Source organism: Rhizobium sp. BK591, assembly GCF_014195045.1.
Classification (GTDB): Bacteria; Pseudomonadota; Alphaproteobacteria; order Rhizobiales; family Rhizobiaceae; genus Rhizobium; species Rhizobium anhuiense.
In genome coordinates this window covers 109,909-134,421 of record NZ_JACIAZ010000009.1, presented here as the reverse complement: position 1 = coordinate 134,421, position 24,513 = coordinate 109,909, and the positions used below count along the sequence as shown (strand labels likewise).

Here is a 24,513-nt window from a genome sequence, read left to right as displayed (position 1 = left end):
GACAGAATGTCCGATGCAACAGTCGAAAAATGGGGTGTGTTCGAGGCCTCCTTCGAAGGGCCTGCCGGCGGCAATCCCTATCTCGACGTAGCATTCGATGCCGTCTTCACCCAGAAGAGCCGCGAAGTCCGCGTGCCGGGCTTCTATGATGGTAACGGCACCTACCGCATTCGCTTCATGCCCGATAGCGAAGGCGAGTGGTCGTTCCAGACGCGCTCCAAGACCGCGGCCCTCGACGGCAAGACCGGTGTTTTGGCCGCGACCGCACCTTCGGCCGGTAATCACGGCCCGGTGCGCGTGCGCAACAAATTCCATTTCGCCTATGCCGACGGCACGCCGTTCCTCTCCTTCGGAACGACCTGCTACGCCTGGACGCATCAACCGTTCGACATGCAGAAGCAGACGCTGGAGACGCTGAAGACGGCGCGCTTCAACAAGATGCGCATGGGCGTGTTTCCGAAGGATTATCCCTATAACGTCAACGAGCCGTTGCATGCCTGCTTCGAACGCGGCTCCGACGGCAAGGAAGACTTCGACCGGCCCAACCCCGCCGCCTTCCAGCACTTCGAAAAGCAGGTCGCCGCACTCTGCGACCTCGGCATCGAGGCCGATATCATCATCTTCCACCCCTATGACCGCTGGGGTTATGCGGACATGTCGGCCGCGCAGGATTTCCGCTATGTCGAATATCTGGCCGCCCGTCTTGCCGCCTACCGGAACGTCTGGTGGTCGCTCGCCAATGAATATGATTTCCTGATCGACACGAAACCGATGGAGCAGTGGGACCGCTACTTCCACATTCTGGAGGAAAACGACCCCTACCAGCATCTGCGGTCCATCCATAATGGCGACGTGACCGCCAATTTCGATCACCGCAAACCGTGGGTGACACACACCTGCATCCAGAACCCCGACGTCAAGCGGACCCAGGAATGGCGCGATGCCTATGGCAAGCCCGTCGTCAACGACGAGCCCGAGTATGAGGGCGACATCTTGCAGTCATGGGGCAATCTCCATCCGAGGGAGCTGGTGCACCGTTTCTGGATCACCATGGCGCGCGGCGGCTATGCCGGTCACGGCGAAACCTATTCTCACCCCGAGGATCTGATCTGGTGGGCCAAGGGTGGCGAATTGCGCGGCGAAGCATGGAAGCGCATCGGCTTCCTCCGGGACCTCCTGGAGGCCGACGTCAAGCACGGTCTCGAACCGCTCGGCATCATCGGCGAATGGCCGTGGTCGCGCGTCTCCGGCGCGCGTGACGGCGACGGCGATTTCCGCCTGATCTATTTCGGCGAGCATCAGCCGGTGATCTGGTCCACCGGCCTGCCGGTTGATGGCGACGACTACGATGTCGATATCATCGACACCTGGGAGATGACGATCACGCCGGCCGAGAAAGTCGAGGCTCCCGTTCCGCATCCGACGCGCCATGGCTCGGTCGTGCGCGGCGGCAAGCCGGACGCGGCCTTCGGCGTGAAAATCCCGCGCAAGCCGTACCAGGCTTTGCGTGTGCGCAGGAAGCGCTAATCGAGAGGGTTCGGGATGTCAGGTTTAAGCATCAGAAACGTCAAGAAATCCTTCGGCACGGTCGATATCATTCACGGCGTCGACGTCGAGATCGCCGATGGTGAATTCACCATTCTCGTCGGCCCTTCCGGCTGCGGCAAGTCGACATTGCTGCGCATGATCGCCGGGCTCGAGGACATCACCGCCGGCCAGATCAGCATTGACGGCCGGGTGGTGAACAATCTGCAGCCGAAGGATCGCGATATCGCGATGGTCTTCCAGAACTACGCATTGTACCCGCAGATGACGGTCTCCCAGAACATGGGGTTTGCGCTTGAACTCGCCGGGGCCAAGCGGCCTGAGATCGACAAGAAGGTCGGCGAGGCCGCGGCCATTCTCGGTTTGCAGCCGCTTCTCGACCGCAAGCCGGCCCAGCTTTCGGGTGGGCAGCGCCAGCGCGTCGCCATGGGCCGCGCCATCGTCCGCGATCCGAAAGTCTTTCTCTTCGACGAGCCGCTCTCCAATCTGGACGCAAAACTGCGGGTGAAGATGCGGGCGGAGATCAAGGCCCTGCACCAGCGCCTGAAGACCACCATCGTCTACGTCACCCACGACCAGATCGAGGCCATGACCATGGCCGACAAGATCGTCGTGCTGCACGGCGGCCGCGTCGAACAGATCGGCAGTCCGCTCGAACTCTACGACAGACCGCGCAACATCTTCGTCGCCGGTTTCCTCGGTTCCCCGGCGATGAATTTTCTCGAGGGGACCATCGAAGATGCCGGCAACCCGGTATTGTCGCTGCCGGGCGGCTCCCGCGTGCCGCTCTCGCGGGCTCCCGTTAATTCGGCAAACAGACCGATGACGCTGGGTATTCGTCCTGAAGATATCAGCTTCGGTGGCGAGAACGGCGTGGACGCGGTGGTCAAGGTGGTCGAACCCACCGGGTCGGAAACTCATGTCGCCCTGGACCTCGACGGCAGGGAGCTGACATGGGTCGTTCGCGAACGTGTCGAACTGGCGCCCGAACAGCAGGTGAAGCTTTCCTTCGAAACATCAAAGGTTCACTTCTTCGACCGACAGACGCAACAGCGTTTGAACGCCTGAACATAAGAGGCCGGAGGAACCGTCGAACCACAATTGCCTTTGCGGACGAAATGGCGATTTGTAATCTCCAACTTCGCCAATACGCCGTCAGTCTGGAGGTCGCCAAGAACATGCATATTCGAAAGGCAGTTTCTGCCGACGCAGCGGAACTGAGCGAGCTCCTCAACGAGATCATCCGGGCTGGGGGAACAACAGCACTCGAGACACCGCTTTCGGCTGCCGAGTTCGTGGACTGGTTCATCGACGGCGAGTTTCCTCTTCTCTGCCATGTCGCGGAGCATGATCGGTCGCTTGTCGGCTTTCAGTCGCTCAGCCTATACGGCGATCCGCCGAAAGGCTTTGCCGACATCGGGACCTTCGCCCGTATGAACCCAAAGGCTCCAGGCGTCGGCAGCGCGCTCTTTCCCGCAACCCGGGCCGCAGCGGAGGAACTCGGGCTCGACTTCATCAATGCCACCATTCGGGCCGACAATGTCAGCGGTCTTGCCTATTATGCCAAGATGGGCTTCGAGACCTATGACCGGCTGGTCCAGGTTCCGCTTCAAGACGGGACGCCCGTCGACAGGATCAAGAAGCGTTTCAGGATAGATGCCAGGCATCGCGCGACACCTCACGCCTGAATGTGTCGACGGATCTGTGGGCGTGCCCTGCATCCAAGTGTCGGACCAGTTCAGGGTCAGCACGACTGGGGCGTGCCGCGACCGGTGCTGTGAAGAAGCGCAACTGGCTGAACACGTGGCCTGCCGGCGGAAGGAACTGAAACGAAGTCCTCAGCCGTGAACCCCTCGTCATATCCGTTCGATGCGGACCGGGAATTCGCCGCGTACCAGCAGCGGGTCGAAGCCGTTATCAAATCGACCGAGCCGGATCAACCCGTCCCAGCTGTAATCGGCATAGAACAGGGCAAGGTTGCCCCATGGCTTGAAGTAGCAGAGATCACCCGGCTGCTCGTTGTCGAAGGGACCGGTAGCTTCCTCGGTGAGTTTGCGCGGGAGATAGACGATCTTTTCGTTTTTGCCGTAGTCTTCGATCTTGAGATCCAGGGGAAGCATCGAAGCGAGGTCGAGCGCCGACGGATTGTCGTAGAGCGTCGCCGTCATGGTCATGCCGTTGAAGATTATCCGGATTCTGACATCGGTCGGTACTTGGCTCGCTGGATCCCGGCCTTCCTGTCCCTTGGCCGCATACGGCAGGGTTGCGGTTGCGAAGGTTGCGCCGAGGAGCGCACGGCGCGTCAGATATGAGGATGTCGACATGACTGCACTCCGTCAGACCGGCTGAGCAGTCGGCCGAAACAGGATCTCATTGATATCGACGTCGTCGGGTTCGTTCACCGCGAACGCGACGGTGCGGGCGAAGGTATCTGCACCGACCGCGATCTTGCTGACGAATTCCCTCGTGCCGGCCTGGATATCCTTCTCGCTGATATGCTCGAGCAGTTCGGTACTGACTGCGCCGGGAGAAATGATCGTCGTGCGGATATTGTAGGGCTTTACTTCCTTCCGCAGGCCTTCGGACAGGGCGCGCACGGCAAATTTGGTGGCGCAATAGACGGTGGCACCGGGGTCGACCACATGACCGTAGACGGACGAGACATTGATGATGTGCCCGGATTTCCGGGCCTTCATGTGCGGAAGCGCTGCGGCGATGCCATAAAGTACACCCTTGATGTTGACGTCGATCATACGGTCCCACTCATCGATCTTGAGCCGTTCGAGTGGTGCAAGCGGCATCAGACCGGCATTGTTCAGCATCACGTCGATGCGGCCGAACTCCTCCACCGCAGTGTCCACCAGTTTCTTGACCTGGTTCCGGTCGGTGACGTCGGTGGAAACGGCCTTGGCCTTATAGCCTCTAGCGGTCAACTCGCTCGCCAGCGCATCGATGCGCCCGCTTCGGCGCGCACCGAGGACGACGAGAGCGCCGCGCTCGGCCAGATGGCGTGCCGTGGCCTCGCCAAGCCCGCTGCTTGCGCCTGTGATGACGACGACTTTGTTTTCAATGCCCTGAGACATGCCGATCTCCTTTGTCGAATTCGGAAGGTTAAGTGCGAGGGCTCGCCAGAGCGGCGAGCAGGGCTGATCCCGCGAGCAGGACGGCGGCGAGCAGGAAGGCGCTCCACCAGCCGGCAGTGTCGAACAGCACCCCGCCCGCAAAGGCGCCACCGGCGATGGCGAATTGGATCAATGCCACCTGCAGCCCACCGCCGGCTTCAAGTTCGCCGGGAATGATGCGTGTCATCCAGGTATTCCAGGCCACCGGAATAGGGGTGGTGAAGAACCCCCACAGCACCAGCAAGGCTGCTGTGACGGCCGTGAAGGGACCGAGGGCAATCAGCAGAAGGGCAAGCATCGCGAGCCCGCTCGGCAATCCGATCAGCAGGGCGGCAAGATGCCGCCGGAGGACGAAGCCGACAATGGATGTTCCCGCGAGGCCGCCAATGCCGAGCCCGAGAAGCATCATCGACAGTCCGTTCAATTCAACGCCCGTGACGCTTTCGAGGAATGGGCGCAGATAGATCGACAGTGCGTTCTGGCCGATGAAAGCGAGGCTGGTCGCCGCCATCCCGATCGCGAATCTGCGATTGCGCAGCAGTCCGAAGATTCTGGCAACCGAGACCGCTGCCGTTGCCGGCATCTTCGGCAGGACGGCCAATTGCCATACGAGCGCAGCCAGACCTATCGGAACCGTGATGAAGAAGGTGCCACGCCATCCGATCAGCCCGCCGAGGAAACTACCGAGGGGCGCAGCGATGACGACCGCAAATGCGGTGCCGCCCTGGAGCAAGGCGATAGCCTTGGGCAGGTCGGCTCCAGAAGCCAGGCGTGCCAGGATGGCTGTCGACAGCGACCAGAAGCCGCCGATCGAAATGCCGACCAGCGCCCGCCCGACCAGAAAGACGAGGAAGTTCGGAGCAAGAGCCACGGCCAGACTGGAAGCGACCAGCACCGCCGTATAGAGCAGGACGACCGTTTTCCGGTCGAGCCTTGCCAAAAACGCGTTGCCGAAAAGACTGGTGATCACCGCAAAAAGGCCAGAGACGGCGATCGCTTGTCCGGCCTGACCTTCGGAGATGGCCAGATCCTGGGCGATCGGCGTCAGAAGGCTCACCGGCATGAACTCCAGCCCCACCAGGAGAAAGGTCAGAAGCGAGAGGCAGGTGACCGCAGCCCATGGAGTAACGGTGCTGTCGGCCGGAACAGCCTCATCCAATGTCAGTTCGATGGTCATTCCGCGTTCTCCTGTCCATTGCGGAATGAGATAGCCGGATTGGTTTTGACAGACTAGCGGCTATAATCTGCATGTTGTGATGAAGGAGATTCACCAATGCGGCGCGACGAATTCACCGAGATGCGGGCGTTTCTCGAAGTGGCCAGAGAGCGGAGCTTCACGCGCGCGGCCGCCAAGCTGGGTGTCACCCGCTCGGCCCTCAGCCATACGATCCGGGCACTGGAAGAACGGCTCGGCGTCCGCCTCCTCTCCCGTACGACACGGGATGTCGCGCCGACGGCGGCCGGGGAGCGCCTGGTGGAGAGCATCGAACCCCATTTCGAAATCATTGCCGCCGAGATCAGCGCAATCAGCGCCTTGCGCGACAAGCCCTCGGGCCATGTCCGCATCGTATGTCCCGACGACGCCATCGAGTTGGTTTTTCGTCCAAGACTCTCAGCCTTCTTGCGAGATTATCCTGATATCATCGTGGAGCTCATTATCGACAACGGATTCACGAATATCGTCGAGCGTCAGTTCGACGCCGGCGTTCGGCTGGGCGAGGCGGTTGCACGCGACATGGTGGCCGTTCGCATCGGCCCCGATGTCTCCTATGCCGTGGTCGGATCACCCGATTATTTCGCCCGCCGTTCCGTGCCGGCAAGCCCGCAAGACCTGACCCTCCACAATTGCGTCAACCTGCGGCTGCCAACCTCGGGCGCGCTCTATGCCTGGGAATTCGAGAAGGACGCACGCGAGTTCAGCGTCCGCGTCGACGGCCAGCTGATCCTAAGCCATATCGGATCGGCGATCGATGCCGCCCTCGACGGCGTCGGCCTCGCCTATTTGCCGAAGGACCTCATCCGACGATACGTTGAAACCGGTTTGCTCCGGGAGGTCCTTGCCGATTGGTGCCCGACCTTCCAAGGCTATCATCTCTACTATCCCAGCCGCCGCCATTTCTCGCCGGCCTTCAGCGCCTTCGTCGAGGCCTTCCGGTTCAGATCCCGGTAGCATCACACCGGAGGCAACTGCAGTTGGGGTATTGGCGCACTCGAAAAGGCAGCGCCATGCACACAAAATGATGCTTTTCGCGCTCATCGTTATTCCCTACTTCCTGTCAAGACAGGTGACGAAAAGGGGACGACCGCATGGCGACGCCGTTTTACTGGAACGAGCTCAACACATATGATTTTGCCGGCCTTTGCCCCGAGACCACGATTGCCGTTCTGCCTATCGCCTCGACGGAACAGCACGGCCCGCATCTGCCGATCGCAACCGATGTCGCCATCGCGACCGGCATGCTGGCGGAGCTGAAGAGGCAGCGGCCGGAGAATCTGGACATCCTGGTCCTTCCGACACAGGAGATCGGCAAGGCCAACGAACATATTTACGGCCCCGGCACGCTGTCGCTCAGTGCAGAGCTGCTCATCCCCGTCTGGACGGCGATTGGCGCAAAGGTTGCGGAAGCCGGGCTGAGGAAGATGGTGATCGTCAATTCCCACGGCGGCAATGTCGACGTCATGAGCATCGTCGCGCGTGAACTGCGCGTGCGCCATCAAATGGCGGTGGTCTCCACGCAATGGGGCCGGTTCGGCCACCCGGAAGGCATGGTCAGCGATCACGAGAGCAGATACGGCATTCACGGCGGCGATGTCGAGACATCGTTGATGCTGCACTTCCGCCCCGACTTGGTGCGTATGGACAAGGCAGAGAATTTCGCCTCGAAGGCCGAACGGATGCGGCAGCAATCCAAATATCTTCAGCCCCTGCCGCCGCATTCGCTGGCCTGGATCGCGCATGACCTCAACCCCCTCGGCGTGGTCGGCGATGCCTCGATCGCCACCGCCGAAAAGGGCGAAGCGATCTGCCGCCATCAGGTCACGGGGTTTGTTGAATTGCTTGAAGACCTCAAGGCCTATCCACTTTCGAATCTCTATGTGAAATAGGCTCGGCCGCGGATCTCGTATCAGGTGGGATATGGCCCTTGGCCTGCAATTCCTGCACCAGGCCGAGCAGTTCGGCGAGCAGATATTCGACGAAAAGGCTGGTGGCCGCGTCGAGCGGCGCCCTGGCGCGCGCAAACAGCTTCATCTGCTGGTAACGCGCATGCGGCTCGGCGATCGGACGGAAGACGAGTTCGCCGCGCCGGCATTCGGTGATGACGTCGAGCGGATTGAGCAGCGTCAGCCCGGTGCCGCATTTGACGAGTTGCTTCAGCATCTCCGATGCATTGGTTTCCAGCACCGGCTCGACAGGGATGGGCAAGCGCGCAAAGGCAAGGTTGATCACCTCGCGCAGGCTGGTGCCCGGTTGCGCCAGAACCAGTTTTTCCTGCGTGACATCGGCAAGGTTGATCGGCCCGGGACCGATCAGGTGATGGCCCGGCGGCAGCACGACACCGATCGGGATATCGAAATTTCCGAGCGTGCGGATCCCCGGCATGGCCGGGATATTGAAGCCGAGACCGATATCCACCTCGCCTGATACAACGGGGCTGGCCGTCGTGCCGCCGGTATCGTTGCGCAGCTGGACGAAGACGCGTGGATGCTCTGAAAGAAAGCGCGCGATGATTTCGGGCAGCGGCCCGGCGGCAAGGCCGACGGTCGTCACCATGCGCACCTTCCCAGCCTGCTGCATCTTGAGGCTGCGGATGCGCCCCTCCAGGCGCTCGTAATTCTTCAGCACGTCCCGGATATGTTCGATGCAGAGTTCACCGGCAGCCGTCAGCCGCAAACCGCGCGGCAGCCGCTCGAAAAGCGGCGCCCCGATCTCTTCCTCCAGCGCCAGAATCTGCCTGTTGACCGCCGATGACGCAACATTGAGGCGCGCGGCCGCCTTGCGGATCGAACCGGAACGGGCGATCTCGTTGATGTAAAGAAGGCGTCTGGAGTGCAGCATGATCTCTCCGGTGCATAAATTTTACGCAGGGCGCACAAATTATCTTCAGCTTTCCGACAGATGCCGAAAAGGCATCAATGCGCACGAATTTTGATGCTTTTCAAAGCGCAACGCAATGGCTCAAATTCCCTTAAAAGGGAGCCGACCAAGGCTTCCTTCGGTTAAAAAGGGGAACTGCCGACCATGTTGAAAGCACTGACGAAGACGCAATTCCTGAGCTGCCTCGGCCTTGCCGCGATGCTTGCCGCCGCCTCGCCGGCGCTTGCCCTCGACAAGGTGAGCTACGGGACGAACTGGCTTGCCCAAGCTGAACATGGCGGCTTCTACCAGGCCGTCGCCGACGGCACCTATGCGAAATACGGCCTCGACGTCACCATCGTCCAGGGCGGCCCGAATGCGGCAAACAGCGCGCTCCTGATCTCCGGCAAGCTCGATTTCTACATGGGCGGTCCGCAGGGAGAAATTTCCGCCGTCGAGCAGGGCATTCCGCTGGTCGATGTCGCCGCGATCTTCCAAAAGGATCCGCAGGTGCTGATCGCCCATCCGGATAACGGCGTCGACAAGTTCGAGGACCTCGCCAAGCTGAAGACGCTGTTCCTCAGCAAGGACGGCTACCTCACCTATTTCGAATGGATGAAGGCCAACTTCAAAGGCTTCAAGGACGAGCAGTACAAACCCTATAACTTCAGCCCCGCCCCCTTCCTCGCAGACAAAGACTCCGCCCAGCAGGGCTACCTGACATCGGAACCCTACGAGATCCAGAAACAGGCAGGCTTCGAGCCGAAGGTCTTCCTGCTCGCCGACAACGGCTACTCGCCCTATTCGACGATGATCACGACGACGCAGGCGATGCTCGACGGCAAGCCCGATGTGGTGCAGCGATTCGTCGATGCCTCGATCGAAGGCTGGTACAACTACCTCTACGGCGACAACACCAAGGCGAACGAACTGATCAAGAAGGACAATCCTGAAATAACCGACGGCCAGATCGCCTATTCGATCGCCAAGATGAAGGAATACGGCATCATCGAATCCGGCGACAGCCTCGACAAGGGCATCGGCTGCATTACCGACGCCCATTACAAGAAGTTCTTCGACGAGATGACCGCCATCAAGGTGTTCAAGACCGAGACCGACTATACCAAGGCCTTTACGACGAAGTTCGTGTGCAAGGGCACCGGAATGGCGCTGAAGAAATAAGCCTCCCAGGCCAGGTCCGCCGCCTGCCTGGCGGCGGACCGCATCCCTTCGACAAACGAGCGAGAATATGTCCCTAGCCGAACCCAAGGCGGTGCCTTCGAAGGAAACGAAAAAGCGGCCGCTGGTTGTCATGCAATCGGTGTCGAAGGTCTTTTCCAGCGGCACGACAGCGCTTTCAGGCATGTCGCTGACGGTCGAAAGCGGCGAGTTCATCAGCCTCCTCGGCCCTTCCGGCTGCGGTAAGTCCACGGCGTTGCGCATCATCGCCGGCCTTGGCGACATCACCGCGGGCAAGATCGATTGGCCGAGTTCACGCATCAATTCGAAAGGCCTGCCCGAGGGCGATATCGGCTTCGTCTTCCAGGAGCCGACGCTAATGCCGTGGAAGACCGTCTTCGGCAACGTTTACCTGCCGTTGAAATTGCGGGGGATTTCAAAGGCGGAAGCCCGTGACCGGATTGTGGAAGCGCTGGCGACCGTCGGTCTTCAAGATTTTGCCGATGCCTATCCACGAGAACTTTCCGGCGGCATGAAGATGCGCGTATCGATCGCCCGTGCGCTGGTGACGAAGCCGAAGCTGCTGCTGATGGACGAGCCTTTTGCGGCGCTCGACGAAATCACCCGCCAGAAGCTCAACGACGACGTGCTGCGGCTGTGGCAGACGACGGGTATCACTGTGATCTTCGTGACGCATTCGGTCTTCGAATCCGCTTACCTCTCCAACCGGATCGTGGTGATGAAGGCGAGACCCGGCCGCGTGCATGCCGATTTTCCGCTGATGACCAGCCTCGAGCGGGATTCGCATTATCGAACCTCGGAACAATATCGGCAGGCCTGCGAGACGGCATCGCGTTCGTTGATCGAGGCGATCGGCGGATCGGAGGAGCACTGATGAGCGTCGAAAGCATCCAAACTGCCGAAGTCGCATCCCTGCCCGTCGCCAAACCGGCGAACGTCGGGCGGCGCGACCTGGCACTGCGCATCGCCGTGCCTTTCCTGGTCATCACCGTGCTCATCATCATCTGGGAGCTTTACGTGGTGCTCTCGGGCGTACCGCCTTACATCCTGCCCGGACCCGGCGCCGTGGCGGCAGCCTTCGTCAATGATTGGGGTACGCTTGCGCCTGCCCTCTGGGTCACGACCCAGATTACCTTCATCTCGCTGATACTGGCGCTGATCGGCGGCGTGGGGTTTGCGATCTTTCTCGTGCAATCACGCTGGATCGAGATCGCCTTCTATCCGCTCGCCGTGATCCTGCAGGTGACGCCGATCGTGGCGATCTCGCCACTGATCCTGATCTACGCTCCCTCCACGCAGGTGGCGCTGCTCATCTGCGCCTTCCTCGTCGCATTCTTCCCCATCCTGTCAAACATGGTGCAGGGCCTGAAGAGCGTCGACCATAACCTCATCAACCTCTTCGAACTCTACGGCGCCTCGCGCTGGCAGACGCTGATCCATCTGAAGATCCCAGCCGCCCAGCCCTATTTCATGACCGGTCTTCGCATCGGCGGCGGCCTTGCGCTGATCGCCGCCGTCGTCGCCGAATTTGCCGCGGGCTCCGCCGGCGCCGGCTCCGGCCTCGCTTTCCGCCTGCTGGAAGCGCAGTACCGGATGAACATACCGCGGCTCTTCGCTGCGCTCTTGATGCTCTCCATGCTTGGGGTCGCCATTTTCGGCCTTACCACCCTCATCGCCTGGCTGAGCCTCCACCGCTGGCATGAAAGCAGCATCAAACGGGAAAACTGATGACCTATTCCTTCATATCCCCGCCAAATGCGGCCCGCTTCGTGCTGAGCAATGCGACGGTGCCCGCCGTCACCGTCGAGCCTGTCGACGTGCCGGTTACGGAAGGACTCGCCACGGTCGATATCGTCATCAGCGACGGTACGATTGCCGCCATCCGGCCGGCTGGCGCCGCACCCGCCGATTATGCCAGGATCGATCTCAAGGACGGCATGGTCTGGCCCTGTTTTGCCGATATCCACACCCATCTCGACAAGGGCCATATCTGGCCGCGTCAGGCTAATCCCGACGGCAGTTTCATGGGCGCGCTCGATGCCGTCAGGGCCGACCGGGAAGCCAACTGGTCGGCCGCGGACGTGAAACGGCGCATGGAATTCTCGCTGCGCTCCGCCTATGCCCACGGCACCAGCCTGATCCGCACCCATCTGGATTCGCTGGCGCCCCAGCACCGCATCTCCTTCGAGGTCTTTGCCGAAATCCGCGATGCCTGGAAGGAGAGGATCGCGCTGCAGGCCGTCGCCCTCTTCCCGCTGGACGCCATGGCGGACAGCTCCTTTTTTACCGATCTCGTCACCGTCGTCCGGCAAACAGGCGGCCTGCTTGGCGGCGTCACGCGCATGGGGCCGGAGCTCATCTGGCAGCTCGACACGCTCTTCAGGACTGCCGCAGAGCATGGGTTGGATGTCGATCTGCATGTCGACGAGACGGATGATCGCGGCGCCGAGACGCTGAAGGCGATCGCCGAGGCCGTGCTGCGCAACGGGTTCGAGGGCAAGGTGACCGCCGGCCATTGCTGCTCGCTCGCCCGCCAGGAAGAAGACACCGCAGCGCGCACCGTCGAGCTGGTCGCCAAGGCAGGCATAGCGGTCATCGCGCTGCCGATGTGCAACATGTATCTGCAGGACCGCTATGCCGGCCGCACCCCGCGCTGGCGCGGCGTCACCCTGTTCCACGAGCTGGCCGCCGCCGGTGTCGCGACCGCGGTCGCCTCCGACAATACCCGCGACCCCTTCTATGCCTATGGCGATCTCGATCCGGTGGAGGTCTTCCGCGAGGCCGTGCGGATTCTGCATCTCGACCACCCGCTCGATACCACGGCGCGTGTCGTCACCACCTCGCCCGCCGCCATCGTCGGACGGCCGGACAAGGGCCGCATCGCCGCCGGCGATCCGGCCGATCTCGTGCTCTTCAGCGCGCGGCGTTGGAGTGAATTCCTTTCCCGTCCGCAGTCTGACCGCGTCGTGCTTCGTCGCGGCAAGGTGATCGACCGCAGCCTGCCGGATTACCGTGAACTCGATAGCGTCGTTGGAGCCTGACATGGCCGATTATCAGAAGATCAAAAAGGAACTCGAAGGCATCGCCGTCGAAGACAATCCGGCGCTCGTGCGCCAGAAGAGCCGGGATTTCTATTGGTACTCGCCAATCCTGAAGGCGCAGCTCGACAATGTTTCCGCCGATCTCGTCGTCACGCCGAAGACCGAGGACGAGGTCATCCGGACGCTGAAGATCGCCTATGCCCACGACGTGCCGGTCACGCCGCGCGGCGCCGGCACCGGCAATTACGGCCAGGCCATGCCGCTTTCCGGCGGCATCGTGCTGAATCTTGCCGCCATGGACAAGATCAAGGAGATCCATCCCGGCCGCGTCGTCTGCGAACCCGGCATCGTGCTTGCCCAGCTCGACAAGCAGACCAAGGCCCATTCCGGCCAGGAGTTGCGCTTCCACCCCTCCACTGCCCAAACGGCGACGGTCGGCGGCTTCATCGCCGGCGGTTCGGGCGGCGTCGGCTCGATCACCTGGGGCGGCTTGCGCGACCTTGGCAACATCCTGCGCCTGCGCGTCGTCACCATGGAGGCCGAGCCACGTGTGCTCGATCTGACCGGCTGGGATCTCCAGAAAGTCAGCCACGCCTACGGCACGAACGGCATCATCACCGAGATCGAGATGCCGCTTGCGCCTGCCTATGACTGGGTCGATGTGCTGGTCGGCTATGACGACTTCATGGACGCGGTGCGCTTTTCCGACGCGCTGGCCAAATGCAACGGCATCCTCGTCAAAGAGATCGCGCCGATCGCGGCTCCCATTCCTTACGACTATTTCACCCGCCACAAGCCCTACATCCGTCAGGGCCAGTCGATCGTCGTGCTGATGATCGCGCCGCACTCCCTGGATGCCTTTCTTGCCTTCACCGCGGCGCAGAAGGGCGAGATCATGTTCCGCTCCGACACGGTGGAAAGCATGCGCGGCATTCCGCATGCCTATGAGCTGGCCTGGAACCACACGACATTGCGCGCCCTCAAGGTCGATCCGAATTTCACCTATCTGCAGGTGCAGTATCCGGGACCGGACCATGTCGCCAAGGTGCGGAAGATGGTGGAGATCTTCGGCGACGAAGTGCCGGGTCATCTCGAATTCATCAAATTCGACGGTCAGATCCAGTGCTCCGGCCTGCCGCTAGTGCGCTATACCACCGAGGAGCGGCTGGAAGAGATCATCAAGATCCACCAGGACAATGGATGCCCGATCTTCAACCCGCACCGCTATACGCTTGAGGAAGGCGGCATGAAGCGCACCGACACGGTGCAGCTTGCCTTCAAGCAGGAAACCGATCCGAAAGGCCTGCTCAATCCCGGCAAGATGATTGCCTGGGAAAATCCCGATTTCGATTTCAACGCCGGCAAGAACTATCTCTTCCCCGGTCTCGCGGCCCTGATGGAGGCTTCATGAGGGTTCTCGTCCTCCACTCTCACCCGGTCGAGGAAAGTTACGGCAAGGCGCTCTACCGGCAGACCGTCGAGAGCCTTGAGAAGGCCGGGCATACGGTGGATGGCTGCGACCTTTACGAAGAGCAGTTCGATCCGGTGCTCTCACGCCGCGACCGGCTCGTCTATCACGACTATCCGGAAAATCTGAAACTGGTGGAATCGCATGTCGAGCGGCTGAAGGCGGCCGAGGGGCTGGTGATCTGCACCCCGATCTGGAATTTCGGCTTTCCGGCAATCCTGAAGGGATATTTCGACCGCGTATGGCTGCCGGGCGTTTCCTTCGAACTGGTCAATGGCAAGGTGGAATCGCGGCTGCGCCACATCCGCAAACTCGCCGCCGTCCTGACCTACGGCGCAACGCCCTTCCGCGCTTTCGCCGCCGGCAACCCGCCGAAGAAGATCGTCAAGAGAGTGCTGAGGGCGCAGATCAATCCGGTGAGGCCGGTGACCTTCCTCGCCCATTACGACATGAACAATTGCACGCCGGAGACGCGGGCAAAATTCCTCACCCGCGTCGGAGACGCGATGGAGCGCTTTTAAAAAATCTTCGCCGCCGTCACCTCGACCTCCACGAAGAATTCCGGCCGCGTAAAGCCGCCGACGACGATCAAGGTGGAAACCGGCTTCGGATCGAGGGTATAGCGATCCCGCACAGCCATATAGGCCGGAAAGTCTTCGCGCCGGGTGACGAACCCCGAAATGCGGATCACATCGGCAAAACTCATCTCCGCCTCTTCGAGAATGGCCTTGATCGCCTCGAAGCAGAGTTCCGCCTGCGCGGCCACGTCGCTCGGAACAGTATCGTCGAGACCGATACCTAACTGGCCCGAAGTGACCAACAGCGATGCGCCGGGCGGCACGAGCAGGCCGTGATTGTAATTCCCGAAAGGCCGGCGCACCGAGGCCGGATTGAAGGTCTTCTTCATCGATCGCTCTGAAATTTTCTCATAGGCCTGCAAATACCGCACCCTACAGGACGCGGCGGGATATGAGAATATCGCCACCGCCCATTATGTCTTGTGACAAGGCAGGATGAATGCCTTGAACGGATACTAGCCCTTGACAGCACCCGAGATCATCGAGCCGGAAATCTGCCGATACATGAGGAGGCCTAGAAAGGCTGGAGGCAGCGCGCCGAGGATCATCACGGCCGATGCCGTCCCCCATTGTACGCCGCCGCCGCTTGCCGCAAAAAAGAAGGAAGCGCCAACGGTCATCGGCACCGCCTTGTTTGTCGTCAGCATCAGACCGAAGAGGAACTCGTTCCAGGCGGTGATAAAGCCGAAGATAAAGGTCGTCACCAGTGCAGGACGCACGACCGGCCGAATGATGCGGATCATGATCTGAAACGAATTCGCGCCGTCCACCTTTGCCGCTTCGTCCAGTTCGAGCGGGACGTCGGAAATCGCATTGACGAGAATGACAAGCGCCAGCGGTGTGTTGACGATGGTCAGGATCAGGCCGAGACCGAGCTGGGTATCGAGCAAACCGAGCCATTGGTACATCATGTAGAGCGGGATGGCGAAAATGATCAGCGGCACGGCGCGCAGATTGACGATGATCGGCAGCAGCGTGTGCTTGCCCGCTTCGCTCCTGGCGATCGCATAGGCCGCGGGAAAGGCGAGCATGATCGCAAGCCCCGTGCCGATCAACGAAGCGACGGTGCTGTTCCAGAGGTAGGAATAGATATTGAAACGGTCCGTCTGCGTTAAAACCCGCAGGTAGTTTTCGAGAGTCGGCTGGCTGATCCACAAACCAGGATTGACCGACAGTTCGCGGGCGCTTTTGAACGACGTAACGAGCGTGACGATGATCGGAAAATTCATCGCAAGAGCTGCGGCTGCAAAAACAATCCAGCGGAGTGTGTTCATCATCGCTCACGTCCTCCTGCGGCCGGCCAGCCAGTTGAGGCTATAGAGCACGAGCAGCGAGGCAAGGAAGAGAACAACGGAAGCCGCCACCGCCTTGCCGATCGCACCCTCCTTGAAAAATGCCTGATAGATATAGATCGACAGCGACATGGTCGAGCCGCCCGCACCGCTGCCGGTCAACGCGTAGACGTTGTCGAAAACACGAAAGCCGTCGATGAAGCGAATGAATAAGGCGATCATGAGTGTCGGCAGCATCAGCGGCAGTTCGATAAACCAAAGCAGCTTGATTGCCGACGCGCCGTCGAGGGCGGCCGCCTCGCGCACGTCGAGCGGCACGGCGACATAGGCCATGTAAAACAGCAGAAAGGCAAACGGCGTCCATTGCAGCGTTTCGACCACGGTCAGCGTCCAGAATGCGTGAGCGACGTCGAGGAAGGCCGGGCTGTCGCCGAACCACTCGAAGAGATAATAGGGCACCGGCCCGGCAAATTCGTGCAGCACCAGACGATACATCAGTCCGATCATGGCCGGCGCCACCATGAGCGGCAGCATGAGGGGCGCCATAAGGACCGAGCGCTTTGACAGAAGAGGCGCCAGAAAAATCGCAAGAAACAGGCCGAGCAGGCATTCGATAAGCGCCGTCAAGATGCCGAAGCGCAGCGAAAAGAAAATGGCGCGCCAGAAATCCCGATCGGCAAGCACCGCCAGGTAATTGCCGAAGCCGCTCAGCGTCGGACTTCGCAGTGTCTGGAAATCGACCGTCGAGACGGAATAGATGATGTTGATGACTGCGGGAAATCCGAGGAACAGCAGCAGGAAACCCACGAGCGGCGTGAGATAGGCTCTTCCCTCGGCACGTCTTACTATGGCCATTTCGATCCGCCGGCTGGGGCCGGATGCCCTGCAAAAGACAGGGCATCCGGCGAATATCACTTCTTCAGGAGGTCCTGCATGCCAGCCTTCGCATGAGCCAGCGCGTCATCAAGGCTCTGCTGGCCCGACCAGTAGCCGGTGAACTCTTTCGCCTGCAATTCGTAGACGGAGAGTGCGTTAGCCGAAGTCGCACCGTTCATCACGTAGCCGTACCTGCTGGCAAACTCGCCGAGTTTGACGAGATCAGGACGTTCCTTGGCGACTTTCGCCACCACGTCGGGCGCAAGAGCCGGAGAGCCGCCGCTTCGTGCATAGAGCAGGGCCGCATCCTCGGTCGCCAGCCACTTCAGGAATTTGACGGCGCCGTCCTTGTTCTTGGCGTTCTTGTTGAGGCCGAGACCAAGACCGTGAATATGGTCGGCGCGTCCGTTCGGCCCGGCCGGCGGTGCCACAATACCGGTGACGTCGGCAACTGCGGGGGTTTTCTCGGCATTGGTGAGATCCGCCGCAGCGGCATTCCACTGAAGTGCCGTGGCAGCCTGCCCGGCACCGTAGGCGGCATTGGTCTCGGCATATTCATAGCTCAGCGAATCCTTAGGCGAAGCGCCGGCGTCGTAAAGCTTCTTGTAGAGTTCAAGGCCAGTCTTGTAGGCATCGGAATCAACGGTGACATTGCCGTCCTTGTCGGTCCAGTCTGCGCCATAGGAGCGCGGCAGCGACTGGAACACCATCATGTTGAAGAGCAGGTTCTTCATCTGCAATACGGTGCCATAACGCACGGGGCTTTCGGAATTCACCTGCTTCGAGAAGTAGAGAGCCGTTGCCGCCCAGTCGTCCCAGGTCCAGTTATCCGGGTCCTTCGGCTGCAATTCCTTGCCGAGATACTGCTTGGAGATTTCAGCATATTTCGCCTTTGCCGCATCGTCCTTCATCAGCGCATCGATCAGATCCTTGCGATAATACATGAAGTGCAGCGACAGATCTGTCGGCACTCCATATTGCTTGCCGTCGAACTGCATGGTCTTCAGCACGGATTCGCCAAACGTCTTCGCGGCATCGCTACCGAGGTCGACTGGCTCCATGTACGGTGCATAACGGCCGATCGAGTAGGTGGCAACGAGGTTGATGTCAAAGGCAGTCGACCCCGCTGCCATGTCGGCCTGCAGCTTGTCGTAGAAGCCCTCCCGGTTGAAGAATAAGAGTTCGACCTTGTCGGCGTCGCTGATGCCCGCAGTGGCGTTGTAGGCTTCGACGGTCGCACGAAGCGCCGTTTCTTCCGAACCACCCGGCCAGCCAAGAACGGTCACTGTCGCATTCGAGGTGCCCGGCAAAGCAACGCTTGCGAGAAGCAGGGCAAGGGCTGATAAGGACGTTCTGTTCAATGTCATCGTAGTTCCCTTTCTCTTATTGTTACGTCTGAATCCATGTTTTCTGGAATTATTCAGTCACGTCGCACTGCCAGGCTCGCCACGCCGACGATGCCGGCACGGCTGCCGAGCCTGGCGGGTACGAGAACGGGCGTCAGCCGGGCGTCGATACCCGCAAGGCAATCACGAATCCGGTCGAGGTAGGCCACTGCAAGGCCGATGCCGCCACCGATGACGATATGCTTGGGATCGAGCATCATTTGGATATCGCAGCAGAGCGTCGCTGCGCGGAATGCCGATTGCGAGATGATCGCCTCGGCCCAGGCCTCACCGCTGTTGGCATGCTCGAAAACCTCGGCGGCGGTCGCCTGATGCCCGGCCTTTGCAGCCTCGGCCGCTATCCAGCGGCCCGACGTCTGGTCTTCCAAAGGCGACTGCCCGGCGGACGGACCACGGATCAGCCCGAAATGACCGGCAAGCCCGGCAAGTGGGCGCCCGTTGACAATGATGCCGCCGCCGATGCCGGTCGAGATGGTGAGGAACACCAGATCGCCGCCATCGCCGGCACCAAACCTGTATTCTCCCCAGGCGGCCGCCTGCGCATCGTTGACGGCAAAAACCGGTTTACCGAAGGTCGCCGTCGCCTTATCGACCAGCGGATAGCGATCGGGAATGCCGAGCGTCGCCGGATTGAGCGCCGACCAGCATCCATCCTGAATGAAGCCCGTCACCGCGATGCCGACACGCGAATAGCGATCCGTCCATGATCGGATAGAGTCGGCGATCATGGCAAGCCAGGCATCGGGGCCCGTATCCCGCACCGTCGGCACCGTAATTTCAGCCAGCACTTCGCCGCCCCTGACCAGAGCCACCATCGTCTTCGTGCCGCCGATATCGATTGCAAGCGCCGTTTGGGTATCGTCGGCATCATAGGCCGCAGCGACGGCGTCGCGAAACCACGACGTCACGTGCTCGGTGCGCGTGATCGCCGAGCCTACGACGACGGCAAAAGCCCCGGCCTTGGCTGCGGCGGCAGCCTGCTCCACCGTGCGGATACGACCCTCGGCTATGACATAAGGCGTCAGCGTGTGCATGGCTGTGATCAGGCCGATATCCGGATCGACAGGCTCAGGCCCGCCGACATAGCCGGACAGCGTGGTGCCGACGAAATCGACGCCGGCCGCCAGGGCGTTGCGCGCATCTTCGAGGCTCGAACAGTCGGCCATCGTCAGCTTGCCCCTTGTCTTAATCGCCTGCACCAGCTTCTGGACGGAGACGGGACGCAGGCGATCCGTGGCGTCGAAGGCGACGATATCGGCGCCCGCATCGACCAGCGCTTCGGCATCGGCAACGAACGGCGTGATGCGCACCGGACTGTCATCGAGATCGCGTTTGACGATGCCGATGATCGGCACGTTCACGGCCGGACGAACGGCCTTCACATAGGCGATGGATTCGATCCGCAACGCTTTTGCACCGGCATCGACGGCGGCCTTGGCGAACCCCGTCACGAATTCAGCCGTGTCCGTAGGACCGCCCGGAACCGGCTGGCAGGAAACGATAAGGCTCTTTTTGATGTCGTCGCGCTGCAATCGTGACACTCCATTTCGGCATCACGATAGTTAGAAAATACCAGATTACAACCAGTTTATAACTGGTATTATCGCCTCAGTTCGAAGACGAAGTCGTAAACGTCGCCCTTATAGCGGCTCTCGCAGTATTCGACGATCTGGCCGTCGCCGAGGAAACAACGGCGCTCTGTCATCAGCAACGGCGCTCCGGCATCGCAGTGGAGATGCTGCGCATCCTCCACCGAGGCCGCGCGTGAACGCATGCGCTGCACGGCGCGCTGCGGCAGGAAGCCCCGCGTTTCCAGCGTCTCGTAGAGAGAGTCGCCGACCATATTTGCCAAAGGTATGAAGCGAACCGGCACCGTTGAGGTCTCGACCGCAATGGGCACACCATCGGCGGTGCGGATACGCTTCATGCGCAGGATATTGCTATTTCCAGCAATGCCGAGCGCCATCATCTCGGTCGGAGACGGGCGGCTTATCTGCTTGGAAAGCCATATACATCCTGGAACGAGCCCCCGCGCGAGGATGTCTTCCGAAAAGCTGGTGAGCGTGGAAAGGGATTTTTCGACGCGCGATCCGACTTCCGTCTTGAAGCCGTGGCGGCGATTGAGGAAACCCTCTTCCTCGAGCAGCGCCAGCGCCTTGCGTATTGTCACCCGGGAAAGCGACAGCGTCTCGGCCAGAACACGCTCTCCGGGCAGAACGGCGCCGGCCTTAAGCGTATTCGAAAGGATCGCGGTTTCGATCGCCGCTTTCAGCCGCTTGTAGAGCGGCAGACCGGATGCTGACACCTGCAATTCCTTACCAATCGCTTCGATCAGTTCATCTGTCGCCATGATTTCTCCCGATACCGTCCGCGGCACATTCAGTTTTTTCTGTGGAATGCACCTGGATCTATACTGGTATTAGAATGAAAGGGCAATCGCCAGGCAGCGGACCAGTTCCGCGCTGCGATGCAAACTTGCCCATTTGACAGATATCCTACAAGTGGATATGTAGATTTCATCATATGGGCGAAACCAGAAGAAGACCGGGGTAAATGACATTGAAATCGATGAAGCCGCTCACGCGCGCCCCGCTGTTGCACGTATCGGTCCAGGAAAGCCTGCGCGCCTATATCGATGATAATGGCCTGGCGCCCGGAACCCTGCTTCCGGCCGAAGGAGAGCTCGCCACCCAGCTCGGCGTCAGCCGCAATTCGCTGAGGGAAGGCATCAAGGCGCTGGAATCGGTCGGCGTGCTAGAGACGCGGCGCGGCGTCGGCATCTTCGTCAAGGCCTTTTCCTTCGAGCCGCTTCTCGACAATCTCGCTTACGGCCTCGGCGGCGCCCTGCGGCAGATCGAGGAGGTCCTCGAAATCCGGCGGACCTTGGAAGTGGGGTTGATCGGCAAGACGATCGAGGTGATCGCAGAGGAGGACATCGCCGAACTGCGCGCCACCGTCAACCGCATGCGCGCCCATGCCGAGCGCGGTGAAACCTTTGCGACAGACGACCAGCTGTTCCACCGACTGCTGTTTCGCTGCCAGGACAATGAGACGCTCGTGCGGCTGATCGATGTCTTCTGGCTCGCCTTCTACAAGGCATCGGATTTCGTCAACCTTGAAAATACCGATCCGATGGCGACGTGGCGCGATCACGCCGCGATCGTCGATGCGATCGAGGCAAGGGATCTGGAGGAGGCGCGCAGACGCCTGGATCGTCACTACGAGGGCATTGCCCGGGTGATTGCCAACAACAAGGCAAGTTCAAACATGGGAGGAACACATGAAAAGACTGTCTAGATTATCCGCCATCGCGCTTGGCGCCATGCTGTCGACGGTTGCCGTGCCGGCTCTTGTCGTCTCGGGCGCTGCAACAGAGGCTCAGGCCGCCACCCTGTCCGGCGGTTTCGATGTCGGCCCCGGCGGCTTCCAGGGCAATTTCAATCCGCTTGCCGCGACCGCCGGCTTCACCTGGCTCAGCATCTACTACGAACCGCTGGTCAGCTATGACGAGGCGCTGCAGAAGGTGGTTGGCGCACTGGCAAGCTCCTACGAGGTCAGCCCGGATCAGATGACCTACACGTTCAAGCTCGCCGATGCCAAATGGCATGACGGCAAGCCCTTCACCGCCAAGGACGCCAAGTTCACCATCGGCCTTGCGATGGATGTGAAATCCGGCTCGGTGCTCGCCGCCCGACTGAAGGGCATATCGTCCGTCGAGGCGCCGGACGATCACACCGTCGTCATCAAGCTCAGCGCACCCAGCAGCAGTCTTCTCGACACGATGACCAAGGTGATGATGCTGCCCGAGCATGCGCTCTCCTCCATACCGGCCGACCAGCTGGCGAAGAACACCTGGTGGTCCACCACCCCGATCGGCACCGGCCCGTTCAAATTCACCAAATACGTCTCGGACCAGTATGTCGAACTTGCCGCAAACACCGATTATCGTGGTGGCAAGCCCGCCCTGGAACGCGTCATCAATCGCTATTTCGCCAACCCGGCCGCAGCGATCGCAGCGCTGAGATCCGGTGAAATCCAGTTCACTTACGTCGATTCTAACGATGTGCCGACCTTCAAGGACAACAAGGACTTCAAGGTCATCGAAGGTGACTCTTTCGTCGTCAACTATCTCGGCTTCAACCACGATTCCCCGCTCTGGAAGGACGTGCGTGTCCGCAAGGCGGTGATGCACGCGATCAATCGCGATGCCATCATCCAGAGCCTCTACGGCGGCGCGGCAAAGCCCGCCAACTGCGCCTATGTCGCCGAACAGCTGATACCGCCTGATATCGACACCTATGCCTATGATCCGGAGAAGGCCAAGCAGTTGCTGACGGAAGCCGGCTGGGATCAGATCAACGGCGCCAAGCCGATCACGCTTCTGACCTATTACACCACCCCGCTGGCGACCAGCGTCCTTGCGGCAGTCCAGGCAATGCTTGCCCAGGTCGGCATCAACATCGTCCCGCGCGCCGTCGATGCCCCGACCTATAACAGCATCGTGCTCAATGCGACGCCGGATATCGCCCAGTTCCAGATGGTCTATGCCGGGCTGCAGAACGGGCCGGATGCCGGCAGCATCAACGTCGGCCTCAACGAGAAGCAGATCCCTCCGGCCGGACCGAACGTTGCCAGGGTTCGCATGCCCGACCTCACCAAGGCACTCGATAGCGCGCTTGCCGAGCCTGACAGCGCCAAGCGGAATACGGCCTACCAGGACGTCTGCAAGGTGATGAACACGAACCTGCCCTGGGCCACGCTCTGGGTGGCAAACCGCTACGGCATCGTCTCGACCAAGGTGAAGGATTTCGTCTGGACGCCGGCTCCGGGCGGCGGCCCCTACCAGGCCGACCCGCAGAAATGGTCGATCGCCGAATAGGCGTTTTCCGCAAAGCCTTGAGGGTGGCTTCGGCCACCCTGACAAGACGGCCTGACAATACGGATTGCCGATGCTCCGATACAGTCTCAGACGCCTGATCATGGGAATGGGCATGCTCGTCGCCCTGAGCATGCTGATCTTCCTGCTGCTGCGCCTGACGCCAGGCGATCCGATCGATGCCTATATCGATCCGAACCTGCCGATGTCACCGTCGGATCTTGCCGATCTGCGCAGAAGCCTCGGGCTCGATCAGCCCTTGCCCGTTCAGTATCTGGGCTGGCTGCAGCAGGCGGTGACGGGCAATCTCGGCTATTCGATCAAGCGTCTCGACCAGCCGGTTCTGGGTCTGGTGCTATCGCGGATCGGGCCGACAGTGCTGTTGATGGGCACAGCCCTTGTCTTCGCCATTGTCGTCGGCATCGCCTGCGGGGTGATCGGCGCCGTTCGCCGCAATTCGCTCGCCGACCTCTCCCTATCGGTGGCTGCGCTTGCCGGCATTTCGAGCCCGGCATTCCTCAGCGCACTGCTCGGCCTTTATCTTTTCTCCGTCCGCCTGCACTGGATGCCGTCTGGCGGCATGCTGACGCCGGGCGAGACGTTCTCGGTGGGCGATCTCCTCCACCATCTGATCCTGCCGGCGGCACTTCTATCCGTCGCGCAAGCTGCATTGATCATGCGCTACATGCGCGCTTCGCTGCTCGAAGTCCTGAACCAGGATTACGTGCGCACGGCCCGCGCCAAGGGCGTGCGCGAATTCTGGGTCATCACCAAACACGCGTTGCGCAATGCGCTGCTTCCGATCGTCACCCTGATCGGCTCCACCATCGGGCTTGCCATCGGCGGCGCCATCTTCATCGAGAGCGTCTTCAACTGGCCGGGCATGGGTCTTTTGCTCGTCGATGCCGTGCAGACCCGCGACTACCCCGTCATCATGGGGGCGACGCTCGTCATCGGCACTTGCGTTATCGTCATCAATCTTCTGACCGACATCACCTATGCGGTCGTCGATCCGCGCATCAAGGTGGGCTGAG

The 24,513-nt window shown here is 60.8% G+C and carries 24 protein-coding genes; 14 read left to right on the top strand and 10 right to left on the bottom strand.

Annotated elements, in window-relative coordinates; genetic code table 11:
• Positions 1-6 precede the first annotated feature (6 nt).
• The 3 genes from FHX10_RS31065 to FHX10_RS31055 all read left to right on the top strand — a co-directional run bounded on the left by FHX10_RS31065 (position 7) and on the right by FHX10_RS31055 (position 3,233).
• Positions 7-1,527 (top strand): DUF5060 domain-containing protein, encoded by a 1,521-nt coding sequence (locus tag FHX10_RS31065; RefSeq protein ID WP_063474068.1) that lies wholly within the window; start codon positions 7-9, stop codon positions 1,525-1,527.
• 15 nt (positions 1,528-1,542) lie between these two features.
• Positions 1,543-2,613: an ABC transporter ATP-binding protein gene (locus tag FHX10_RS31060; RefSeq protein ID WP_184390680.1), complete on the top strand. Its 1,071-nt coding sequence runs from the start codon at positions 1,543-1,545 to the stop codon at positions 2,611-2,613.
• A gap of 110 nt (positions 2,614-2,723) precedes the next feature.
• Positions 2,724-3,233, top strand: a complete 510-nt coding sequence (locus tag FHX10_RS31055; protein ID WP_127430818.1) for a GNAT family N-acetyltransferase — start codon at positions 2,724-2,726, stop codon at positions 3,231-3,233.
• A gap of 168 nt (positions 3,234-3,401) precedes the next feature.
• Here FHX10_RS31055 and FHX10_RS31050 read toward each other — a convergent pair whose 3' ends face one another.
• The 3 genes from FHX10_RS31050 to FHX10_RS31040 are packed head-to-tail and all read right to left on the bottom strand — an operon-like array spanning position 3,402 to position 5,844.
• Positions 3,402-3,869, bottom strand: coding sequence for a cyclophilin-like fold protein (locus tag FHX10_RS31050; protein WP_132574855.1), 468 nt, complete (start codon positions 3,867-3,869; stop codon positions 3,402-3,404).
• 12 nt (positions 3,870-3,881) lie between these two features.
• Positions 3,882-4,628 (bottom strand): SDR family oxidoreductase, encoded by a 747-nt coding sequence (locus FHX10_RS31045; protein ID WP_028756737.1) that lies wholly within the window; start codon positions 4,626-4,628, stop codon positions 3,882-3,884.
• A 28-nt stretch (positions 4,629-4,656) separates the two neighbouring features.
• The gene (locus tag FHX10_RS31040) at positions 4,657-5,844 is read right to left on the bottom strand and encodes an MFS transporter (RefSeq protein WP_168333275.1); all 1,188 of its coding nucleotides are present in this window, start codon (positions 5,842-5,844) and stop codon (positions 4,657-4,659) included.
• Between the two features lie 96 nt (positions 5,845-5,940).
• Between FHX10_RS31040 and FHX10_RS31035 the strand changes: the two genes are divergently transcribed.
• Together FHX10_RS31035 and FHX10_RS31030 are read left to right on the top strand one after the other, a co-directional pair.
• Complete coding sequence (locus tag FHX10_RS31035) at positions 5,941-6,837, top strand: LysR family transcriptional regulator (protein ID WP_127430821.1); 897 nt, start codon at positions 5,941-5,943, stop codon at positions 6,835-6,837.
• Between the two features lie 137 nt (positions 6,838-6,974).
• On the top strand, positions 6,975-7,772 hold the full coding sequence (locus FHX10_RS31030) for a creatininase family protein (protein WP_047616739.1): 798 nt from the start codon (positions 6,975-6,977) through the stop codon (positions 7,770-7,772).
• Here the strand turns inward: FHX10_RS31030 and FHX10_RS31025 are convergent.
• Complete coding sequence (locus tag FHX10_RS31025) at positions 7,735-8,724, bottom strand: LysR family transcriptional regulator (protein WP_028756733.1); 990 nt, start codon at positions 8,722-8,724, stop codon at positions 7,735-7,737. The two genes, FHX10_RS31030 and FHX10_RS31025, sit on opposite strands and share 38 nt — an antisense overlap.
• A 183-nt stretch (positions 8,725-8,907) precedes the next feature.
• On the opposite strand from FHX10_RS31025, the gene FHX10_RS31020 reads away from it, so the two are divergent.
• The 6 genes from FHX10_RS31020 to FHX10_RS30995 all read left to right on the top strand — a co-directional run bounded on the left by FHX10_RS31020 (position 8,908) and on the right by FHX10_RS30995 (position 14,972).
• A complete protein-coding gene (locus FHX10_RS31020; protein ID WP_047616737.1) occupies positions 8,908-9,924 on the top strand; it encodes an ABC transporter substrate-binding protein in 1,017 nt (338 codons plus the stop codon).
• 67 nt (positions 9,925-9,991) lie between these two features.
• Positions 9,992-10,816, top strand: a complete 825-nt coding sequence (locus FHX10_RS31015) for an ABC transporter ATP-binding protein (RefSeq protein ID WP_047616735.1) — start codon at positions 9,992-9,994, stop codon at positions 10,814-10,816.
• Positions 10,816-11,670, top strand: coding sequence for an ABC transporter permease (locus tag FHX10_RS31010; RefSeq protein WP_047616733.1), 855 nt, complete (start codon positions 10,816-10,818; stop codon positions 11,668-11,670). The genes FHX10_RS31015 and FHX10_RS31010 overlap by 1 nt, the downstream gene beginning before the upstream one ends.
• Positions 11,670-12,983, top strand: coding sequence for a cytosine deaminase (locus FHX10_RS31005; protein ID WP_047616732.1), 1,314 nt, complete (start codon positions 11,670-11,672; stop codon positions 12,981-12,983). The genes FHX10_RS31010 and FHX10_RS31005 overlap by 1 nt, the downstream gene beginning before the upstream one ends.
• Before the next feature lies 1 nt (position 12,984).
• Entirely contained in the window at positions 12,985-14,394 is a 1,410-nt protein-coding gene (locus tag FHX10_RS31000) for an FAD-binding oxidoreductase (protein ID WP_047616731.1), read from the top strand.
• Positions 14,391-14,972 (top strand): NAD(P)H-dependent oxidoreductase, encoded by a 582-nt coding sequence (locus tag FHX10_RS30995; protein ID WP_028756728.1) that lies wholly within the window; start codon positions 14,391-14,393, stop codon positions 14,970-14,972. The genes FHX10_RS31000 and FHX10_RS30995 overlap by 4 nt, the downstream gene beginning before the upstream one ends.
• Here the strand turns inward: FHX10_RS30995 and FHX10_RS30990 are convergent.
• The 6 genes from FHX10_RS30990 to FHX10_RS30965 all read right to left on the bottom strand — a co-directional run bounded on the left by FHX10_RS30990 (position 14,969) and on the right by FHX10_RS30965 (position 20,953).
• The gene (locus FHX10_RS30990; RefSeq protein WP_028756727.1) at positions 14,969-15,358 is read right to left on the bottom strand and encodes a RidA family protein; all 390 of its coding nucleotides are present in this window, start codon (positions 15,356-15,358) and stop codon (positions 14,969-14,971) included. The genes FHX10_RS30995 and FHX10_RS30990 overlap by 4 nt on opposite strands.
• 126 nt (positions 15,359-15,484) lie before the next feature.
• Positions 15,485-16,306, bottom strand: a complete 822-nt coding sequence (locus FHX10_RS30985; protein WP_028756726.1) for a carbohydrate ABC transporter permease — start codon at positions 16,304-16,306, stop codon at positions 15,485-15,487.
• A 3-nt stretch (positions 16,307-16,309) separates the two neighbouring features.
• Positions 16,310-17,176 carry a carbohydrate ABC transporter permease gene (locus FHX10_RS30980; protein WP_184390678.1) on the bottom strand — a complete coding sequence of 289 codons (867 nt, stop codon included), beginning with the start codon at positions 17,174-17,176 and terminating at the stop codon, positions 16,310-16,312.
• Positions 17,177-17,232: 56 nt separating this feature from the next.
• Positions 17,233-18,564 carry an extracellular solute-binding protein gene (locus FHX10_RS30975; RefSeq protein WP_047616729.1) on the bottom strand — a complete coding sequence of 444 codons (1,332 nt, stop codon included), beginning with the start codon at positions 18,562-18,564 and terminating at the stop codon, positions 17,233-17,235.
• A gap of 53 nt (positions 18,565-18,617) precedes the next feature.
• On the bottom strand, positions 18,618-20,135 hold the full coding sequence (locus FHX10_RS30970) for a putative N-acetylmannosamine-6-phosphate 2-epimerase (RefSeq protein WP_184390675.1): 1,518 nt from the start codon (positions 20,133-20,135) through the stop codon (positions 18,618-18,620).
• 68 nt (positions 20,136-20,203) lie between these two features.
• Positions 20,204-20,953 (bottom strand): GntR family transcriptional regulator, encoded by a 750-nt coding sequence (locus FHX10_RS30965; RefSeq protein WP_052213398.1) that lies wholly within the window; start codon positions 20,951-20,953, stop codon positions 20,204-20,206.
• A 203-nt stretch (positions 20,954-21,156) separates the two neighbouring features.
• Between FHX10_RS30965 and FHX10_RS30960 the strand changes: the two genes are divergently transcribed.
• From FHX10_RS30960 to FHX10_RS30950, 3 genes are all read left to right on the top strand, one after another.
• A complete protein-coding gene (locus FHX10_RS30960; RefSeq protein ID WP_127430827.1) occupies positions 21,157-21,900 on the top strand; it encodes a FadR/GntR family transcriptional regulator in 744 nt (247 codons plus the stop codon).
• Positions 21,884-23,482, top strand: coding sequence for an ABC transporter substrate-binding protein (locus FHX10_RS30955; RefSeq protein WP_184390672.1), 1,599 nt, complete (start codon positions 21,884-21,886; stop codon positions 23,480-23,482). Before FHX10_RS30960 ends, FHX10_RS30955 begins: the two co-directional genes overlap by 17 nt.
• A 70-nt stretch (positions 23,483-23,552) precedes the next feature.
• Positions 23,553-24,512 (top strand): ABC transporter permease, encoded by a 960-nt coding sequence (locus FHX10_RS30950; RefSeq protein ID WP_063474059.1) that lies wholly within the window; start codon positions 23,553-23,555, stop codon positions 24,510-24,512.
• The last annotated feature ends 1 nt before the right edge of the window (position 24,513 follow it).

Excerpts from the sequence above, each read along its gene's own strand:
- FHX10_RS31065 (WP_063474068.1), top strand. The coding sequence starts at position 7 with ATGTCCGATGCAACAGTCGAAAAATGGGGTGTGTTCGAGGCCTCCTTC.
- FHX10_RS31060 (WP_184390680.1), top strand. The coding sequence starts at position 1,543 with ATGTCAGGTTTAAGCATCAGAAACGTCAAGAAATCCTTCGGCACGGTC.
- FHX10_RS31055 (WP_127430818.1), top strand. The coding sequence starts at position 2,724 with ATGCATATTCGAAAGGCAGTTTCTGCCGACGCAGCGGAACTGAGCGAG.
- FHX10_RS31050 (WP_132574855.1), bottom strand. The coding sequence starts at position 3,869 with ATGTCGACATCCTCATATCTGACGCGCCGTGCGCTCCTCGGCGCAACC.
- FHX10_RS31045 (WP_028756737.1), bottom strand. The coding sequence starts at position 4,628 with ATGTCTCAGGGCATTGAAAACAAAGTCGTCGTCATCACAGGCGCAAGC.
- FHX10_RS31040 (WP_168333275.1), bottom strand. The coding sequence starts at position 5,844 with ATGACCATCGAACTGACATTGGATGAGGCTGTTCCGGCCGACAGCACC.
- FHX10_RS31035 (WP_127430821.1), top strand. The coding sequence starts at position 5,941 with ATGCGGCGCGACGAATTCACCGAGATGCGGGCGTTTCTCGAAGTGGCC.
- FHX10_RS31030 (WP_047616739.1), top strand. The coding sequence starts at position 6,975 with ATGGCGACGCCGTTTTACTGGAACGAGCTCAACACATATGATTTTGCC.
- FHX10_RS31025 (WP_028756733.1), bottom strand. The coding sequence starts at position 8,724 with ATGCTGCACTCCAGACGCCTTCTTTACATCAACGAGATCGCCCGTTCC.
- FHX10_RS31020 (WP_047616737.1), top strand. The coding sequence starts at position 8,908 with ATGTTGAAAGCACTGACGAAGACGCAATTCCTGAGCTGCCTCGGCCTT.
- FHX10_RS31015 (WP_047616735.1), top strand. The coding sequence starts at position 9,992 with ATGTCCCTAGCCGAACCCAAGGCGGTGCCTTCGAAGGAAACGAAAAAG.
- FHX10_RS31010 (WP_047616733.1), top strand. The coding sequence starts at position 10,816 with ATGAGCGTCGAAAGCATCCAAACTGCCGAAGTCGCATCCCTGCCCGTC.
- FHX10_RS31005 (WP_047616732.1), top strand. The coding sequence starts at position 11,670 with ATGACCTATTCCTTCATATCCCCGCCAAATGCGGCCCGCTTCGTGCTG.
- FHX10_RS31000 (WP_047616731.1), top strand. The coding sequence starts at position 12,985 with ATGGCCGATTATCAGAAGATCAAAAAGGAACTCGAAGGCATCGCCGTC.
- FHX10_RS30995 (WP_028756728.1), top strand. The coding sequence starts at position 14,391 with ATGAGGGTTCTCGTCCTCCACTCTCACCCGGTCGAGGAAAGTTACGGC.
- FHX10_RS30990 (WP_028756727.1), bottom strand. The coding sequence starts at position 15,358 with ATGAAGAAGACCTTCAATCCGGCCTCGGTGCGCCGGCCTTTCGGGAAT.
- FHX10_RS30985 (WP_028756726.1), bottom strand. The coding sequence starts at position 16,306 with ATGATGAACACACTCCGCTGGATTGTTTTTGCAGCCGCAGCTCTTGCG.
- FHX10_RS30980 (WP_184390678.1), bottom strand. The coding sequence starts at position 17,176 with ATGGCCATAGTAAGACGTGCCGAGGGAAGAGCCTATCTCACGCCGCTC.
- FHX10_RS30975 (WP_047616729.1), bottom strand. The coding sequence starts at position 18,564 with ATGACATTGAACAGAACGTCCTTATCAGCCCTTGCCCTGCTTCTCGCA.
- FHX10_RS30965 (WP_052213398.1), bottom strand. The coding sequence starts at position 20,953 with ATGGCGACAGATGAACTGATCGAAGCGATTGGTAAGGAATTGCAGGTG.
- FHX10_RS30960 (WP_127430827.1), top strand. The coding sequence starts at position 21,157 with ATGACATTGAAATCGATGAAGCCGCTCACGCGCGCCCCGCTGTTGCAC.
- FHX10_RS30955 (WP_184390672.1), top strand. The coding sequence starts at position 21,884 with ATGAAAAGACTGTCTAGATTATCCGCCATCGCGCTTGGCGCCATGCTG.
- FHX10_RS30950 (WP_063474059.1), top strand. The coding sequence starts at position 23,553 with ATGCTCCGATACAGTCTCAGACGCCTGATCATGGGAATGGGCATGCTC.